The following is an 18982-nucleotide window of genomic DNA, read 5'->3' as shown; positions in this document are numbered from 1 at the left end:
GCTAGTTCATATACGCTCAATCCGATTTATAACACTTCGGACAACTTTATTATTGTTTAATTAGTTCAACGGGTGCGATTTCCAACTCAACAATAACTTCATTTTTACGATTAATAACTTCAAAAGGGGGATTGTATCCCAAAAAGTAAAATCGGTTTGTGTATTTTATTCCCTCGGCATCCAAAGCTGCCTTCAATTTCTCTTTATATTTTTCTATTTTTTCAGCATTTGCCCAACCGCCAAAGGTAATGGCAGCAACAGTTTTTGCCGGTTCCTCGCGAAACTCTATTCGCGATTGGTTAGGCTGTGGAAGGGTTTCTTTTTTGAATTTTTTGGGAACCATAAACATAACCGTCATGGAATCTTCCAAGGACATGGCTACAGGTGAAGTCATCGCTATTTTTTCATTCTTTTCATTTCCACCAAAAATGTATCCGGCTAAAATTGAGAACCCTTTGCTGGACGCCTCTTTATAATCTTTAGTAGAGAGTTTGACAGAAGAAAACAAAGTTGCTTCGTAGTTACGGATTTCAAATGTGTCGTACTTTTTATTGACTACATATGGATAGGATTCAATATTTTTTTGCTCGTTCATGGCGTATAATTGAACGATGATAAAGGCTACAACGATTACTCCGAGTGAAATTAATAGTATTTTCATTATTTGGATTTAGGGTTATGGCTATTGTATTTTTAATTTCACCAACATTCACGGGCTATAAGCCCTTGGGGTGATTGTAGCAGTTTATTCGCTACCGCATTGTTGAAAGTTATGAAAAAAATGTATCCTATTTACCAAAAAGAAGAAGTCAATTAAAGATTGTATTGAAAGTATAGCTTTATTGATTACCATAATCTTGTCAATTTTTTTCGAAAAATCCTATGGCGTGGATTTGCAATCCTAGTCCAATACCAGTTTTTTTTCATTAGGATAATAATCTTTGTAACTGTTTTAGCTTTAAATTTATTGGTCCTTTACAGTTTTTTTATTGATTCTCTTTGCAATCCTAGAATGCAATTTCCCCATTGATATTAGTCAAAAAGCAACTTCCTTATTCGGTTATTTAACAGTGAAGCTTATAATTTGTACTAGAAAATGAACAAAATAGAGCTCAATATGCTTTATAACAGTATGCCATAAAAAAAAGAGGATATCAAACCCTCTTGAAATCCTTCAAATATTTTTACGATAATTCCATAGGAATGGACTCATGATTGGTTCCTGCCTTCTCGCCGTGACGGGTTCAACAAAGATATCATTACTTCTTCCATTTGCGATTGCTTGGGTTTTGGTTCGCCGCGGTCAAAGTAACGAAGCCTTAACTTTTTTGCGACTTTTTTTTTTGATTTTCAGCGCCCTATTTGTTCAATTACTTTTTTCGCAGCGGCTAATCTTATTTTGTTGTTTTTTTCGATTAGTTTTTCTGTTATCCAATGTTCCAATTTATGGTGCAACGGAATCAAAAGTGAAGCGATTAAAACCATTATGGACAACATGAGTATTGGAGAATGATGAACCAATCCGCCAAGGTACGGATGAAGAAGTAAATTGATGAATTCAAAGATAATTAACAAAGATAAGATTCCCAAAAAACGTATTGTTGCCTTATTGGCAAACTTCGAATGGCTAAAGATTAGGAAAGTTATCACAAAAAGAATTAGTGTTACAGCAATTGCCGAATATTGAAGATTGTGGGCACGTTCCTCTGCCAATCGTACTTTTTCTTCAGCGACTTCTATTTTTTGGAGGCGATCCTCAAATAAGAGGTTTTGGATTTCTGATTCCTCTTTGTTATTTTGGATAGTATCTTTGATAGTCATGGCCATCCGTAAATATTTTAAACAGCTATCGGACTGTTTCAATTGATTGTAAGAATCAGAAAGAACTATTGCAGCCTTTTGGGTTTGATGAAGAAATTTGTGTTTTCCTATCGAAATTGCTTTCTGTGCATAAACTATACTTGAATCGGTCTGCTTTTGGTTAAAATACAAAGTTGCTAATGAAAGATAATTAAAACATAACCATCTGTATTGTTCTCTCTCCGTGGCAGTCGCTACGCCAAGGCGGTAATATTCCAACGCTAATGGAATATTATTTAATTTCGACTGCAAATCCCCTAATCGGTTATAAATAATAGAAATTTGATCGCTTTTAACTCTAAGGCTTTGCTGATAAGCATCTTGAAGGTATTTTATTGCCAAGTCTGTTTGCCCTGTTTCAAGATAGCAGATACCTAACGTTGAAATTATATTGCTACCAGACAACTTTTTTTCTTCTAAAAGTTTCTTTGCCAGTAATAAGGTTGCAATCGCACCATTGTAATTTCCTTGTCTCCTGTAAATATTTCCAATATTATTATAGGCACTGAGGATACCATTATTGTCATTTAATTTCTCAGCTAATTGTTGTCCTTGCAATGAAATTTTTAATCCCCTGGAATAATTGCCGGTAACAAATAATGCAAAACCTAATTTATTTAGGCTTTGCATTTCATAATATAAAGATTTAATTTTTTTTGATTCGAGAAGCGCTTCTTCTGCAAAATCAATTGATTTGGTAGGGTTTATATTTGTATTTTCAGAGGAAGCTTTAATTAACGATACTATATTTGTAGTGTATTCCTTGTTAAAAGATAACGTATTCTCAATTTCTTTGACATCTTTTGATTGTCCAAAGATATTTCCTACTGAAATTAAAATCAGTAGCAGGTGGAGAATGTTTCGCATAGGGTGAATTTAGTTCTAATATAATATTAATTACTCGGTTCTCGAAAATATCACACAACTTGGCTTCGTTCGATAGCTATCAGACTAAAAACCCCAAAAAGGTCTTTTTAGAACTTACTTTAACGTAAATATAGTTGATTTGTAGTGTAAAAGAAAGTCTCTTTACAAAAATACTCTTAATGATTTTTTAATTATTTTAAGTGGCAAAGAGGCTTTAAAAATATTTTCATAAAGTTGAACGAATAGACTAACGCTTGTAGATCTTATTAAAAATCTTTTTGACCAATCAAGTTGAATATTCTCTTATGATAGTTGACTGTACTAAACAAATTCAATAGGGCAAATATAGAATCGTTCAGTAGCTATTGCTTAGGTGTTGGTTCGACGTTGCGAACGCGACGAAGCCTTAACTGTTAGCGGTTCGGACTTTTTTCTGTTTATAAGTACAATCTTAAATTTCATTCGGTATTTTATGTTTTGAAGTGTCTAAACCTTTTATTAGTAACCACAAGCAAAAAGACAATTCACCAATAAAAATCGGAATTGCAAGATATAGAAAAATTGGGTTTTCAAAACCTTTGGAAAGAAACATTGTAAAGCTATTTATCAAGTAGCATAAACCTGAAAGTGCATAAAGTATTCCAAATATTTTTGGTAAAAAGTTTGATTTGAAAAGTACATAACCAATTATTAAACAATAAAATCCAAAGAATACCAAACCAATAGCATAACCTTGGGCTTGAATTTTTAACGACAACAACGAAAGTGTTGCAAGTTGATTTGGTTGAAAAGTGTTTAGGTACGGATCATTGCCCAAAATCAGAAGCGGTGAAATTTGATTGAGCAGATTGACAGCAATTATGGCGGTTTGGATAATTACAAAAGCTAACGCAAGTTGTACTAATAATTTATTTACTCGCTTGAAAATATGATAAATTATTAATATCGTTGGCAAACCTATTACAAAATTGAAAAGGTCCGAAGCAAAACCCCAACGAAATAACATTCCATGTGCTTTTATGTTTTGTGCAGTCGCTAACGCATCGGTAGAAACTGTTAATGCCTGCCTTACAAAAACTTCGGAAAACAATCCTGTTGCAATTACTAGTAAGTAACAAAAACCTGCAATACGAGCTAATTTTTTATCTGAAATCATTTTATGTAGTTTTTTTTCGGAGTAATTTTGATTTTAACTTGCCATATGTTTTTTTGCTTCGCAATGTTGAGAATTTTTAAACAGCGTTTTTTCTTCCCAAACGAAGATATGAAGTAAAACATAATTTCAGTACAACCTCAAACTTGTAAAACTGCTGTCGCTCAATCGTACTTATTATTACTTTTTTATTACTACACAATTCAAATCTTTCAACTATTTTGTTTTCAAATATTCTATAGTGTGAAGTTTAGTTTATTTTCTGCGATGTTTATTTAATCTTTTGAACTGTATTATAGTTTCTTAAAGCTACCGCCAAAATTAAAAGTCCGAGGCCTATTCCCAAAAACAAACCTTTTGTCAAATCAGTTAATTCCACAAAACGTGAAAACACTTGAGAAGTTGCAATTATAAACATTCCACTAGACATTAAAATAAGCGAATTCCTTTTTGTTAGTTTTTTCATTTGTTCTCTATTTAATTATTTGATACTACCCGTTAGCTGTAACTATTCAAAACGTCAGTTCGAGTATTTTTTGTGTAATGAAATGAAACAAAAAATGTATCGAGAACCGATTTTAATAACAATTTTTCTTGTTCTCGATACATTTTTCTTCCCGAGGCTTTGGGAGAAAATCACTCGAACTGACGAAAAATTATCATCAAAAACTAATTACACTCAATGGATTAATACTATCTTTTAGTGAGTCTTCAAATTTTGTTATTTGTTACATTTCTTCTTACATTCTATGTTTTTCGCTAGTATGATGGAAACCGTCCGGCTCTTTGAGATGGTGTGTACTTCGCAACCGGTAATTTTTCGAAATGGTAATATCACTAAATAACACAATAGATCAAAACGGATGATACACTATGTTATTTTTCTATTGAAGTTACCGTTGTCTTATTGAATGTTAAAACAAACTTATTACCTGCATTTTAAATATCAAAGATTGTTGCTAAAGTCATTAAGATTATAGCTGTTATTAAAATGAATATTGAAAGAAAGGAGTGTGATTTTATTGACAACTTTTCCAAATACCATATTTTAAGATTAACACCAAGCAGTACGATTGTTAAAATAAGTAAAGGGATTGTTACTAACTCGAATATTGCACTAAAAAAATTATGTAGAACAATATGTTTAAATGATATGTATATTACACTTGCAAAATAAAATAAACAAGTACTACTCAAAATTAGATTTCCGTTTCTATTCATAATTGTGTTTTATTATTTAATCAGCTAATATGGGCGGCATCGGGAACACACCCACGACATTAAAACTGCTAATACAGCGGTTCCGTTTAACCGCGGCTTCATTGTTGGCTTTGCAAGCCCAACGAAGCCTTAGCTTTTGGCGGTAGGTTTTAATTTTCTAAAAAAATTTTTATTTCATTCAAATATATTTCAGGTTGTTCAACAAAAATTTCATGACCAGCACTTGGAATAATTTTTAATTTGTGATTCGTGAACAAGTCAAGATATTCCTTGGTATAGCCCCAATTTATATTGTCATATTGTCCTTTCAAAACTAAAATAGGAATTTTTGATTTTTTAAGATTTATTCTTGGGTCGGTTAATTTACCATAACTTACGCTTGTGTTTAAATTGCTGTAACATCCAGCACCACCTTCCTCCGCTATGGCTTTTGATGAATCATAAACAAGTCCTTTTGTAAATACAGTTGCCAACTTAGTTAGATAACTATCAGCTTCTTTGTCAGAAGCTAATTTTGTACCGAAAAAACGAGCCCAAATACTAATTGAAATATATCTTGGATTAAGAGCAAAAGCAATAGCTTTTGCATTTGGGTTATAAGGTTCTTTTAATTGTAAACTATCTGGCGATTTTACTTTTTCTAATTCATCGTTTACTGGTTTTATTGCACCAGGACAAGTAAAAATTAATTTATCAGTTTTATCCAAGTTGTCTGCCGCAAATAATACTGCCAAAGCTCCACCCCATGATTGCCCAATAAGAATTACTTTTTTTGCTCCCAATAGATTTACAATTTCTTCAAGGTCTTTTTTATGACGGTTTGCAGTATATTCTTTTACTTTTTCTAATCTACCCGAGAGTCCAGAACCAATTTGGTCATATAAGTAGACATCATATCCTAATTCTGAAAGTTTACCAAGAATTTCAATATTTTTTGTATAAACATAACCACCCGGTCCACCATGTAAGTAAATAATTGGGGAAGTTTTTTTCGTTCCTTTCCCTTCAATCATTGTGTATGCTATTTTTGAACCAGAGGGTAAATTCCAATATTGAGTTGTTACTCTTTGTTTCATTTGAGGAACGTCTAACTTAGTTGGAATGCATCCTTTTACTATAAATATTATCAATAATATTAGTAATAGCCATTTTGTGATTTTAAAAATCTTTTTTTTCATTTTTTATGTATTGATGTCTCTAGTCTTTTGTAAACTTACCGCCAACGTCAGTCTGTGAAAGAACCTTCGTTTATTTCTTCCAAATATAGAAATTTATGTCACAAAAAGGAAGAAAAGTTTTATATTTAAAGATGCAACACATAACGGGAATCTCGCGCCAACAGTTACAAATAAGTAGTTCCCTTTAAGCTGAATTACAGTAATTGGTAAGAGCAGCTATGCCCAAAGGTGAAGGAAAACACGATAAAACCAGATCGATTATCACCCCAAAAAAAAGAGGATATCAAATCCTCTTAATTATTTTACGATAACCCCATAGGGCTGGAAGTAAAGCGGTTCCGTTCAACCGCGAGTTCATTGTTCGTCTTTCAGACGCAACGAAGCCTCAGCTGTTAGTGGATAGTGTTATTTTGCATTAGTTCCATAATCTCTTTGGCTTGTTCAAAATGTCTTTGCTCGTGCGAAATAATAATGTCAAATGCGGTTTCCAATTTGTAAACTATATTTTTGTTTGCAGGGGATGAAATTATTGTCCCCGTTTCAATCAATTCTTTTGACGATTCAATTTGTCGTTTCAATTCACTTTGATGCCTTTCAAATCGGCTCAATATTGCTCCGTCTATTTCGCTTCCAGTTGGCTCCCAAATCGGGAATGTCTTCATCCTCTTCTTTCTGTCTGGTTTTACAGCATTGAGAATCGTTTTTCCCAAAAATGAAACCATAAAACCAATTTTCGATATGAACGGGGTTTTATATGTTCCTTCTTTTAAAGCGATCAAAACGGGATAATAGGTCTCATTAACAACTATTATATGGTCAATATTTTGGGCAATACTCCACGTATTGGAATTAGGTCTCCAATTCAACTGTTCGCTTGAAAGTATCCCAAATTTTGAGATTGCTTGTTCAGTTATATTATCCAATTCAGTTGTCCATTTTTTCATTGTCCTAAATTATTTAAATTTTGTCAAAATTAAGTTCAATTTCTACACTTGTTACTAACGTCAGTCTCTGAATAAACTCAAAAAGAGCCTCTGAGAACAGGCTGTATGAAATTTTTCTCCTACAAGTGTCCGAATAGTTTCTCTTTTTGACTTAGTTTTTTCACAGCCGGACGTTTCGTCGCTTTGCGAGGTTGCGAACTTCGTAACCGAATATTTTCTGTTACTTCTAAATTTCTTGCGAAATATAAACATGAATTTAGAACTTAATTCGCTTTTTTGTCAAACGCCTGTTACCTGCTGGCCTTCTGTATACTGTGTCGTTGTATGCCTTGTTAATACTATCTTTTAGTGATTCTTCAGATTTTGTTATTTGTTACATTTCTTCTTATATTCTATGTTTTTCGCGAGTATGATGCAAACCGTTTGGCTCTTTGAGATGGTGTGTGCTTCGCAACCGGTAATTTTTCGAGTGAACGTAAATTGAATGCGAAGCGGTAATATCACTAAATCACGCAATAGATCAAAACGAATGATACACTATGTTATTTTTCTATTGAAGTTACAGTGTCTTATTGAATGTTAAAACAAACTTATTACCTGCATTTTAAATATCAAAGATTGTTGCTAAACTCATTAAGATTATAGCTGTTATTAAAATTAATATTGAAAGAAAGGAGGTTGATTTTATTGACAACTTTTCCAAATACCATATTTTAAGATTAACACCAAGCATTACAATTGTTAAAATAAGTAAAGGGATAGTTACTAACTCGAATATTGCACTAAAAAAGTTATGCAGAAAAATATGTTTAAATGATATGTATATTAAAATTGCAAAATAAAATAAACAAGTGCTACTCAATATTAGATTTACATTTCTATTCATAATTGTGTTTTATTATTTAATCAGCGCTAATATGGGCGGCATCGGGAAGACACCCACGACATTAAAACTGCTAGTAGGGCAGTTCTCTTTAATAATGTGGCACTAATTTTTGAATCATTTTTTGGCCAGAAATGAAAACTACCTCAATTAAAATATTCTTTGCACTATCAGCGAATATCTTGATGTTTACTAAATCCTTTTCCTCATTAAAATATATGGTTGTATTTGTATTTTCTAATTTTGAATGAAAACGAAATTTTGGATTAATTTCACTCGCATATTTATGGAATTTATCATCAGTGATTCGAGCCGTTTGATTTTTTATAGTAATTAGTTTCGCGATGTTTTTATCATCAAAGACAAACGTTATTGTATCAGTTTTTTTATTAAGAATTTTACTTTCTTCCAAGAACTCGCCCTGTTTTTGTGAACTTAAAATTCTTCCTTTATATTTTTTGTCAATGACCTCTCTACTAAAATTTATTTGTGAATACAGTGTTGAAAATGAAAAAAAACAAAAAAGTATAATGGAATAGTTCAAATTTTCGAAACCAATATTTTTTTTGCTCATAATTTTCAATTTGTTGAGTTTATCACATCTGCTTTCTAACTACTGTTAATGCTTCTCAGCATCGTATTGTAGGCAATTTGTTAGCAGAATATTTTCGGCTAAACGAATATATGAAAATAAACGATAATTCCACTAAATTCCAGCCAGCTCAAGATGGCTGTTGTGAGTAATTATTTATACTTTCTTTTTATTTCGATTATAAGTTTTTCGGCAATCTCTTTATTCATTTGGTTTGTTACCTTTTCAGCTATTTTCTTTAATTTCGTTTCATTAAAATCATTTACCTCCTTTTCCACTTTATCCAAAAGGTCGCAGAAAAATAAGGAAGGACTATCAATTATTCTTTCGTAAAACCTATCTAATGACTCAAATTGTTGAATTGAACTATTCTTAAATTCCGCAATTTCCATTATGCTTTTGTCAGAACTTTGAGTTGAATGTTTTAGTGAATTGTTAACCAGTCTTAATTCATTTACTTCTACGTAATCATTAAGTTCTTTTACTGAAATATTCCTTTTCTTTAAAAAATCAATCATTTCGTGCCATTTCGGATTAGCATTAGGTAACTCGTTATAGAAATGAAATATCAATTTTTTTGTGTTTATTTCAAGGTGTTTGAATGCATAGATAATTTTCATTTCTAACAATGCAATTAGCTCGTCTTCTGCATAAAGCGCTGACTCAATATGTTCTCGCATTTGGATTTGAAGTGAATGACCAGTATGGTTAGCTATTTCATCAATTTCATTATACTTTTCTGGGTCAGTCGATTCTAATCCTAACCAATATTCAAAATCGGAATATTCCCTATCTCTTTCCTTTTTTAATTCTGTAATTATTTCATTTACAGGTCTATCAAGTTTATTGATAGATTGATTTAAAATTTCTTGAATATTTTTTGGAATTTCATTCATTTGAATAAAGTCGTATTTTTATAATTACTCACGATTTGTCTATAACATCAAATATATACATCTTTTTGAATGTTTTACTTAAGTTGTTCAGTATTTTCTTATTATTTTCATCTACGAAGCAATCTAGTGGGGTTGCTAGCTTACAGGTTTGCGTTTTTGAAAAATGGGAGTAGCTGGTGTTGGTTTTACGACTAGTGTATCCTAATTACTCTTGTATAAAATGAATATTTCAGCCATTTGTCAAGAAGTGGGTTGCAAACCTGCTTGCAGGAAGGAATGACTATGTTTTAAGCTGTTCTCGTAATGATTTGTGAATTCCAGCTTTTGCAAATCCGTTTTTAAAAAGCTGTTGCGCGGTTCTGGAACTGTATTGCCCACCATATTGTATTTCAAAAAGATATTTTCGAGGTTTATACGTGGTGAAATAAGTCTTAACTACGTCAAGATACTTTCCGGTAAATGAGAAGACGATTTTTCTTTCCTATTTTTAGCCCAGATAGCAGTGGAAAGCATTTTATCAAAAAAGGCTGAATTTTGTTGTCCTAAAAAAGCGACCAACGGAAGCTATTTTTAGGGCTTACAAAATGGCCTTTTTTGATGAAATCTTGTAGCGAATAGCTGGAAAAGCTACCAGAAAATAATATGTTTATACCTTACAGTAATGAAAGTATTGCCCATAAAGCGACGGCGGAAATGAGGAACCAAAGCACAACTCCTTGAAGTAGGGGTTTGTATCCCACGGAAAGCAAGACTTTTCTAGACAACCCGCAACCAATGAGAAATAGGGTTACCGTCAATCCTGCTTTGGCTAATCCGGTTAAATACGAACTGTATTTTTGTACAATTGGAAGATAGGTATTTGCAATCATGGCTAAAACGAACAAGCCGATGAAGTAGGGGATTTTGATTTTGGTGCCTTTATTTTTAAAAAATACCGTCGCTAAAAATGCCACGGGAATAATCCATAATGCTCTTGCCAATTTTACTGTTGCGGCTACTTCCAAGGCATGCGGACCGTATTTACTTGCTGCTCCCACCACGGAACTCGTGTCGTGAATGGCAATGGCGCACCACATTCCAAATTGCGTTTGAGATAAATGTAAAGCGTGACCGATCACTGGAAACAGTATTAAAGCAATTGAATTGAGGATGAAAATAGTGCCTAAGGCTACCGAAATTTGTTTTTCTTCGGCTTTTATCACCGGCGAAATAGCAGCAATGGCACTTCCGCCACAAATGGCTGTTCCTGCCGAAATCAAAAAGGAGGTTTTCTTCTCTATTTTTAAAAACTTGCCCATTAAAAATCCAATGAGTAATGTGCCAATAATTGAGGCAATTGTAAAAAGGATTCCTTCTTTTCCGGCTTTCATTGCGCTGGTTACATTCATCCCAAAACCCAGTCCTACAACGGAAACCTGTAATAAAATATGGGTGGCTTTATGGTTTAAATGTAAATACGGATGGCCTATAAATTGTGCAATAATCAATCCCATCAATAACGCAATGGGTGGCGTAATGAACGGGGACAAACACAAAACAAATGCCAAAAGAAAAATGACTTCTTGCGTGGAAATCCTTTTGAAAAACAGGTTTTTTGTGAGGAGATTATGCATTTTAGATTCGGTTTTCATACTGTTATTCTTAATTTATAACGGTACAAAGGACATCAATTTATAGGATAAAACGAAATTGTATTTAGTAATTTCCCATTACTTGAGGTTATACTGAATTGTAAAACTAATGTTCCAGTAGGATTTTATAAACAGCGGTTCTCCTATAATTTTGACAGATTCATCCTAAATATTTAACAATCCGCCATATTCACAGCAATTGCCAGACCACCTTCGGAAGTTTCTTTGTATTTGTTGTTCATGTCTTTGGCAGTTTGCCACATGGTTTCCACTACTTTGTCTAAGGGAACTTTTGCATTTTCGGGATCGGTGGCTAAGGCTAATTCCGCAGCATTAATAGCTTTGATGGCGCCCATAGTGTTGCGTTCAATACACGGTATTTGCACTAATCCGCCAATTGGGTCACAGGTCATTCCAAGATGATGTTCCATGGCAATTTCGGCTGCCATTAAAACCTGCTCGGGTGTTCCGCCCATTAATTCGCATAAAGCCGCTGCTGCCATAGAAGAGGAAACCCCGATCTCGGCCTGACAACCGCCCATCGCTGCTGATATAGTGGAACCTTTCTTGAAAATACTACCTATTTCACCGGCAACCATCAAGAATTGTTTGATTTCCTTATCTCCGGCTTCGTGGTTTTCAATCACTAAATAATACATTAAAACGGCTGGGATAACGCCCGCACTTCCGTTTGTTGGTGCCGTCACCACGCGTCCTAAAGCCGCATTGACTTCATTTACTGCAAGTGCAAAACAGCTTACCCATTGCAGGATTTGGCGAAATTTCACTTCGGTTTTTCTTATTTCTTCGAGCCAGGTTTGCGGAGAATTATAATTGGCTAAACCAATGAGGTTTTGGTGCATATCGAAAGCTCTTCGGCGTACGTTTAATCCTCCTGGAAGAATACCTTCTGAATGACAACCAATGTACATGCATTCTAACATGGTATGCCAAATGCGCATCAATTCATGGTCGATCACTTCCGGCGAACGCATGGATTTTTCGTTTTCATAAACGATTTCCGATATCTTTTTCTTTTCTGTAATGGTAAAATTGAGTAATTCGGCAGCATTGTCAATTGGAAACGGAAAAGCACATTTTATGGCGATTTTTTTCTTGGCATTGATGCGTTCTTCTTTGACTACAAAACCACCGCCGATGGAGTAGTAGGTCGCTGAATATTCCTTGTCATCATTGAGATAAGCGGTAAAAGTTAACCCATTAGCATGGAAGGGAAGGAAGTTTTTATTGAATACAATGTCTTGCAGAAAATAAAAAGGAATCACTATTTCGTTTCCTAAATTAATTTCATTTTTGTCTTCGATGGATTTGATGATTCCAGCAATATTTTCAACAGGAATAGTTTCCGGATCTTGTCCGCTTAGACCCAGCATTAACGCTAAATCAGTTGCATGCCCTTTTCCGGTTAAGGATAAGGAACCGTACAAATCGACTTTTACTCTGTTTACAAAAGGCATTACATTTTCCTCTCGCAATTCACTCAAAAAGCGTTCGGCTGCACGCCAAGGTCCAAGGGTATGCGAACTTGAAGGTCCGACACCAATTTTCAGCATATCAAAAACAGAGATACATTCTTCCATAATCAGGGTAAATTTTACAGCGCAAATATATATTAAAGAAATATAGAATTTTTTACAAAAGCGCTTTTAGATGTCATTTTAATAATTATAGTTCGTGTTTTTAGTTATTCAGTAACAAATTGTTTGATTCATTGGTAATTAAATTTTTAATAATCAGCAGTTGGCTTTCCTGTTTTTAAATGGATTTTTCTATTGTCGTCGAATTAGTTTTTTATTAATATCTGAGGTATTTTTTTATTTGCTACTGATTGCAAGATAATTAAGCTAATATTTAGAAGGAAAACAGAATTAGAATAGAATTTAGCTTTAATTTTACTTTTACTATGAAAATACTACTTATCGAGGACGAGCCGCAATTACAACAGAGCATTACTCAATATCTTGAAATGGAAGGAAATGTGGTGGAAATTGCTTCCGATTTTTCTAAAGCAGAAAGCAAAATAGCCCTATATGACTATGATTGTATTTTAGTAGATATCACGTTGCCAAAAGGTTCCGGATTAGATTTAATAAAGGAGATAAAAGATAAAAAGTCTAAAGCTGGAGTAATAATTATTTCGGCAAAAAATTCTCTTGACGATAAAGTGTTTGGTTTAGACCTTGGTGCCGATGATTATTTGCCTAAACCTTTTCATTTATCGGAATTGAATTCGCGTATCAAAGCGGTAATTAGAAGAAAAAATTTTGACGGGAATATAGAAATCAGTGTAAACGAAATTATAATTTTGCCCAACGAAAGAAGGGTTTTAGTTCATAATAAAGAAGTTATTTTGACTACAAAAGAGTATGATTTGTTGCTTTATTTTGTGGCCAATAAAAATCGGGTGGTCAGTAAAGGCGCATTAGCCGAACACATTTGGGGAGACAATTCAGATCGATTGGACAATTTTGATTTTATATACAATCATGTCAAAAATTTGCGTAAAAAATTATTAGAAAAGGGATGTGAGGATTATTTACAAACCATTTACGGCATTGGCTATAATTTTAAAACAAACGAATGAAATTATTAGCTAAAACCAGTTTATATTATTTGATTTTGAGTATTCCGATATTAATTTTATCGGGATTTATTTGTTACCATATCATTACCGCGGAGGTAAATGACAGTAACAATGAACTTTTGAAAAATCGGATTGTTGTCGTCGAAAATTATTTGAAGGAAAATGATACGGTTGCTTTAAACTTAATTACAAAAAGTAAAGAAGCCCAAATAGGAAATACTTTAAAAAAACAGTATGTAAATGGGGTTAAAACGAAGTATTCGGATACATTAATTCTTGATAAAAAAGAAAATGAGTTAGCAGTCAATAGGATGATTTCATCCCTTGTTACCATAAGAAACAATAATTATCAAATTAAAATTTGGCGAAGCACAATAGAATATGATGAATTATTTGATGGTATATTTTATTTGTTGCTTGTTATTTTATGCTGTCTTTTTTTGATTTCAATGTTTGTGAATTTTTGGGTTTCAAAAACTTTATGGAAACCATTTTACCTAACCGTAGCTTCGTTAAAAAGGTTTCGCGCAAACGACAACCAAATTCCAGCTTTCGCTAAAACCTCCATAAAAGAATTTGGAGAATTAAATAATTCGCTTAATGCGATGATGGATAAAATGATTGTTGATTATAACAGTCAGAAGAAATTTACCGAAAATGCTTCACACGAAATACAAACGCCTTTAGCAGTTATAAAATCAAAGATTGATTTACTGATCCAATCTAAAAATTTACAGGAAAATGAAGTAAAATTAATTTTTGCGATTGATGATGCCTGCTCGAAATTAATTCGACTTAATAAATCACTTTTATTACTTACTAAAATTGAGAATAGGTATTTCAAAACCACAGAAATGGTTTCTTTTGAAAATATTGTAGATAGTTCCTTAGTCTTTTTTGAAGATCATATTGATGCCAATAAAATCGAGATAACAAAAAATATTGAAAGTGACTTTTGTGTTTTAATGAATCCAGACTTGTGTTTGATACTTGTTAATAATTTATTGCAAAATGCAATTCGACATAATAGTAAGGGTGGTAAAATCGAAATTTTAATGGAGAAAAATAAATTTGTAATTTCTAATTTAGGAAAAAACAAACCAATTGACAACCAGTTATTTGAACGCTTCCAGAAAAATACTGATTCACACGAATCTTTGGGTTTAGGATTGTCTATCGCTAAAGAAATTGCTGAAGTTAATGGGTTGTCATTAGATTATCTATTCTCCGATGGCAAACACAGTTTTATCCTTTCTTTAGCTAAAAATATTGATTCGAAATAAAAAAAAGAAAGACTATTATTTTAGAATAGAATTAAAATAGAATTGCGTCTAATCTTTGTAATGTAAAATCATTTACATATCACATTTAAATAAAACGAAATGAAAAAATTATTAATGATTATGTCAATTGTATTCATATGCAGTTGTGCATTTGCAGGTACTCCACCGGGAGCAGTAAAAAAAGCGTTCGCTAAAAAATTTCCTACTGCTACAAAAGTAAGTTGGGGAGTTGAAGGTCCAAAAGAATGGGAGGCAGAATTTACATTAGAAGGAAATAAGATTTCTGCTAATTTTTCAGAAGATGGAACTTGGTTGGAAACCGAAAGAGAAATTAAAGCTGTTGATTTGCCAAAAGCTGTTTTAGCATCGGTAAAATCGAAATATAGTGATTGGAAAATTGCAGAAGCTGACAAAACAGAAACCTCGAAACATGGGACTATTTATGAAGTAGATTTAAAAAAAGGAATGAAGAGTAAAAGTCTTGCATTTAAAGAAGACGGTATGTCGATAAAAGAATAATTTTTTAATCAAATGTATGCATAGAGAGAGTTGGGTTTTTTATCCAACTCTTTTTAAATTGATTTAATAGCTGTGTTTTCCATAGAGTTAAATTTACTATTCTGTTTTAAAATCACCTTTAATTACCTTTTAAATTTTCAAAAATGAAAAAAATACTGCTATCATTTATAATTATTGTTTCTATTGCTAACACTTACAGTCAAACTTTTAAAGTTGCTAATAAAATCAATATCGCCGGGGATGAAGGCTGGGATTATATGGCAGTCGACGACGTAAATCAGCATTTGTTCGTTTCCCACGGAAGTGTTGTAAACGTGATTGATTTAAAATCAGATAAAACAATAGCTACCATTCCGGATACAAAAGGAGTTCATGGTATTGCGGTTGCAAATGACTTGAATAAAGCATTTATTAGCAATGGAAAAGACAATTCTATTACGGTTGTTAATTTGAAAACATTTGAATTAATAGAAAAAGTGAAAATTGCAGGAATTAAACCAGATGCTATTTTATACGATCAATTTTCTCGAAAAGTGTTTGTTTACAATGCCATGAGCAAAGATGCCACGGTTATTGATGCTAAAACAAATAAAGTGATTAAAACAATTGCACTTGGCGGAAAACCGGAGTTTTCGGTAACCAATAATAAAGGTTTGATTTACGTAAATATTGAAGATAAAAATCAAATTAAAACAATAGATGCTACCTCCTTAAAAGTGGTAAACACTTGGAGTATAGCGCCCGGTGACGAACCATCAGGATTAGCAATAGACTTAAAAACAAACAGATTGTTTTCGGTTTGTGGTAATAAATTAATGATGGTTTCAGATGCTAAAACTGGTAAAATAATCAAAACTTTACCTATTGGCGATGGTTGTGATGGTGTAGCTTTTGATGCTGAAAAACAACTTGTTTTCAGCTCTAATGGCGAAGGAACTATAACTGTTGTAAAGGAAAAAAACGCCAATTCTTTTTCAGTTCTTGAAACTGTTAAAACTCAAAAAGGAGCCCGAACAATTGCATTGAATAAAACAACACATCAACTGTATTTGCCAACCGCTGAATTTGGAACAAAGCCAGAACCAACCGCTGAAAATCCAAAACCAAGAGCTGGAATTACACCTAATTCTTTTACAGTTTTAGTTGTCGAAAATAAGAGTAAATAGATGAAATTTTTATCTAAATTTATCAAATGAAATTTACCATTTTACTTATCGTTTTTTTGAGTTTTTTTAAATCCTTTTCGCAAGAGAAGGATTTAAATTATTTTCTTGAAAAAGCACAAAACAATTCTCCATTAATCAAAGATTATAAAAACCAAATTAAATCGGTAGCCATTGATAGTTTGTTGTTTAGAGCTACTAGAAAACCACAGGTTTCAGGGAATTTGAATGCGAATTATGCTCCCATTATTAATGGTTTTGGCTATGACGCCGCTTTGAGTAATGAGCATACTGTTTCAGGTTTAGTGGGCGTTAATCAGAAGATAATTGGAAAAAATCAAATCAATTCTCAATATGAAACCTTCGAAATATTGAAAAAAGGCTTGGTTTTGAATCAAAAAGTAGCACTGAAAGATTTGAATAAGGCCATCATTGCCCAATATATTTCGGCTTCCGGAAGTTCGGAACAAATTGGTTATAACAAGAAACTTGCAATTCTTTTAAAAGAAGAAACTGATATTCTAAAAAAACTCACTCAAAACTCTATTTATAAACAAACGGATTATTTAATTTTTAGTGCCACGGTAAAGCAACAGGAACTGGTTTTATTGCAATTGAAACAGCAATACCAAAACGATTTGGCTTTATTGAATTATCTTTCGGGAGAAACAGATACGACTTTTGTCAATTTGAAAAAGCCTGAAATTGCTTTAAAAAGTACTAAATCTTCGGATAAAATTATATTTCTGAAACAATTTGAAGTGGATAGCCTGAAACTTCAAAATCAGAATAAATTAATTGATAATGGTTATAAACCTTCTTTATCTTTATTGGGCGATGCAGGATATTTATCAAGTTTTACGAATCAAGCATATAAAAATTTTGGATTTAGTGCAGGTTTAGGATTGTCAATTCCTATTTTTGATGGCAATCAGCGTAGTTTGCAACATCAAAAAAATGAGACCGCTTTATCAACAAATTGGGCTTACAAAAACAATTTCAACAAGCAATACAAGCAACAATTATTGATGCTGAACCAGAAATTGAAGCAGGCGAAAGATATTGAAAATCAATTGCAATCCCAACTTAAAATCACAGATGCTTTAATAGAAGCCAACAAGAAATTGTTGCTTACCGGTGATGCTCAAATCACAGAATATATTATTGCGGTTGGCAATTTAATCACCATAAAAAATGCCATTACACAAAATAACACCAGCAAACTTCAAATCATTAATGAAATTAATTACTGGAGTTTTAACGATTAATTATATGACAAAACCGATACTTTTTTTCACCCTATTTTTACTTTTTTTTGCATCCTGCAAAGATAATAACGCGGCCGAAAAAGTCATAGACGCAAGAATCCCAGTTACTTTAACCAATATTGATACTAGTACAATTGAAAGTTATGTCGACTTGAATGCAACCGCAACTTATTTAGTAAAAAACGTCATAAAAGCAAACGCTACCGGTTATTTGAATTCAGTTAATGTGGCTTCAAATGATTATGTTTCAAAGGGGACAGCGTTATTTTCGATAAAAACTCGCGAAGCAAAAGTATTAGGAAATACAATTAACAAGATAGATCCAACGCTGAACTTTGGCGGAGCCATTAGAGTAAGAGCCAACACAAACGGTTTTGTTACAGCGGTTAATGTGCAGCAAGGGGATTATGTTCAGGATGGTGATGCCTTAGCAACAATCAATGACAGTAATAGTTTTGCCATCGTTTTGAGTTTACCTTATGAATTGAAAAAACAAGTTACCATTGGTAAAGAATTCATCGTTTTACTTCCGGACAGTTCTTCGATAAAAGCAGTAGCTCAAAAATTTATGCCAACAGTTGATGCGGCCTCTCAAACACAAAATGTAGTATTGAAAATTATTGGGAAACACGATATTCCCGAGAATTTAATTGTAAAAGTCAGAATTAACAAATCATCAGGTTCAAAAAATATTTCGTTACCAAAAGCAGCTGTTTTGAGTGATGAAACGGAAACTGATTTTTGGATTATGAAATTGATTAACGATTCCACGGCCATAAAAATTCCAATCGAAAAAGGAATTGAAACAGACGATAAAGTAGAAATAGTGTCGCCTGTTTTGACACAGGATGATAAAATTTTGCTTACCGGAAATTATGGTGTTTCCGATACTATTAAAGTTAAGGTGAATAGAAAATAA

16 protein-coding genes are annotated in these 18982 nt (G+C 32.8%); 6 read left to right on the top strand and 10 right to left on the bottom strand.

Going from position 1 to position 18982, the window contains the following annotated elements; translation table 11 throughout:
* Window positions 1-49: 49 nt before the first annotated feature.
* The 10 genes from IWX84_RS05195 to IWX84_RS05150 form a co-directional block, all read right to left on the bottom strand.
* Window positions 50-661: an SOUL family heme-binding protein gene (locus tag IWX84_RS05195; protein ID WP_196849690.1), complete on the bottom strand. Its 612-nt coding sequence runs from the start codon at window positions 659-661 to the stop codon at window positions 50-52.
* A gap of 689 nt (window positions 662-1350) precedes the next feature.
* Window positions 1351-2727 carry a tetratricopeptide repeat protein gene (locus IWX84_RS05190; RefSeq protein ID WP_196849689.1) on the bottom strand — a complete coding sequence of 459 codons (1377 nt, stop codon included), beginning with the start codon at window positions 2725-2727 and terminating at the stop codon, window positions 1351-1353.
* Window positions 2728-3178: 451 nt separating this feature from the next.
* On the bottom strand, window positions 3179-3883 hold the full coding sequence (locus IWX84_RS05185) for a DUF4386 domain-containing protein (RefSeq protein ID WP_196849688.1): 705 nt from the start codon (window positions 3881-3883) through the stop codon (window positions 3179-3181).
* Window positions 3884-4151: 268 nt separating this feature from the next.
* On the bottom strand, window positions 4152-4346 hold the full coding sequence (locus tag IWX84_RS05180) for a hypothetical protein (RefSeq protein ID WP_196849687.1): 195 nt from the start codon (window positions 4344-4346) through the stop codon (window positions 4152-4154).
* Between the two features lie 904 nt (window positions 4347-5250).
* Window positions 5251-6279, bottom strand: a complete 1029-nt coding sequence (locus tag IWX84_RS05175) for an alpha/beta hydrolase (protein ID WP_196849686.1) — start codon at window positions 6277-6279, stop codon at window positions 5251-5253.
* Window positions 6280-6671: 392 nt separating this feature from the next.
* On the bottom strand, window positions 6672-7223 hold the full coding sequence (locus IWX84_RS05170) for a DinB family protein (protein WP_196849685.1): 552 nt from the start codon (window positions 7221-7223) through the stop codon (window positions 6672-6674).
* 974 nt (window positions 7224-8197) lie between these two features.
* A complete protein-coding gene (locus IWX84_RS05165; protein ID WP_196849684.1) occupies window positions 8198-8680 on the bottom strand; it encodes a hypothetical protein in 483 nt (160 codons plus the stop codon).
* A 170-nt stretch (window positions 8681-8850) separates the two neighbouring features.
* Window positions 8851-9594 (bottom strand): hypothetical protein, encoded by a 744-nt coding sequence (locus IWX84_RS05160; protein WP_196849683.1) that lies wholly within the window; start codon window positions 9592-9594, stop codon window positions 8851-8853.
* A gap of 653 nt (window positions 9595-10247) precedes the next feature.
* A complete protein-coding gene (locus tag IWX84_RS05155) occupies window positions 10248-11207 on the bottom strand; it encodes a YeiH family protein (RefSeq protein WP_196849717.1) in 960 nt (319 codons plus the stop codon).
* 191 nt (window positions 11208-11398) lie between these two features.
* Window positions 11399-12826, bottom strand: coding sequence for an L-serine ammonia-lyase (locus IWX84_RS05150; protein ID WP_196849682.1), 1428 nt, complete (start codon window positions 12824-12826; stop codon window positions 11399-11401).
* A gap of 323 nt (window positions 12827-13149) precedes the next feature.
* Between IWX84_RS05150 and IWX84_RS05145 the strand changes: the two genes are divergently transcribed.
* From IWX84_RS05145 to IWX84_RS05120, 6 genes are all read left to right on the top strand, one after another.
* Window positions 13150-13830 (top strand): response regulator transcription factor, encoded by a 681-nt coding sequence (locus IWX84_RS05145; RefSeq protein WP_196849681.1) that lies wholly within the window; start codon window positions 13150-13152, stop codon window positions 13828-13830.
* Window positions 13827-15113 carry a sensor histidine kinase gene (locus tag IWX84_RS05140; RefSeq protein ID WP_196849680.1) on the top strand — a complete coding sequence of 429 codons (1287 nt, stop codon included), beginning with the start codon at window positions 13827-13829 and terminating at the stop codon, window positions 15111-15113. Before IWX84_RS05145 ends, IWX84_RS05140 begins: the two co-directional genes overlap by 4 nt.
* A gap of 99 nt (window positions 15114-15212) precedes the next feature.
* A complete protein-coding gene (locus tag IWX84_RS05135) occupies window positions 15213-15632 on the top strand; it encodes a PepSY-like domain-containing protein (protein WP_196849679.1) in 420 nt (139 codons plus the stop codon).
* A gap of 143 nt (window positions 15633-15775) precedes the next feature.
* A complete protein-coding gene (locus IWX84_RS05130) occupies window positions 15776-16798 on the top strand; it encodes a YncE family protein (RefSeq protein WP_196849678.1) in 1023 nt (340 codons plus the stop codon).
* Window positions 16799-16824: 26 nt separating this feature from the next.
* The gene (locus IWX84_RS05125) at window positions 16825-18063 is read left to right on the top strand and encodes a TolC family protein (RefSeq protein WP_196849677.1); all 1239 of its coding nucleotides are present in this window, start codon (window positions 16825-16827) and stop codon (window positions 18061-18063) included.
* A complete protein-coding gene (locus tag IWX84_RS05120; protein WP_196849676.1) occupies window positions 18032-18982 on the top strand; it encodes an efflux RND transporter periplasmic adaptor subunit in 951 nt (316 codons plus the stop codon). Before IWX84_RS05125 ends, IWX84_RS05120 begins: the two co-directional genes overlap by 32 nt.

Source organism: Flavobacterium sp. CG_9.10 (assembly GCF_015752245.1).
Taxonomy (GTDB): domain Bacteria; phylum Bacteroidota; class Bacteroidia; order Flavobacteriales; family Flavobacteriaceae; genus Flavobacterium.
This window is presented reverse-complemented; position numbering and strand designations above follow the sequence as displayed.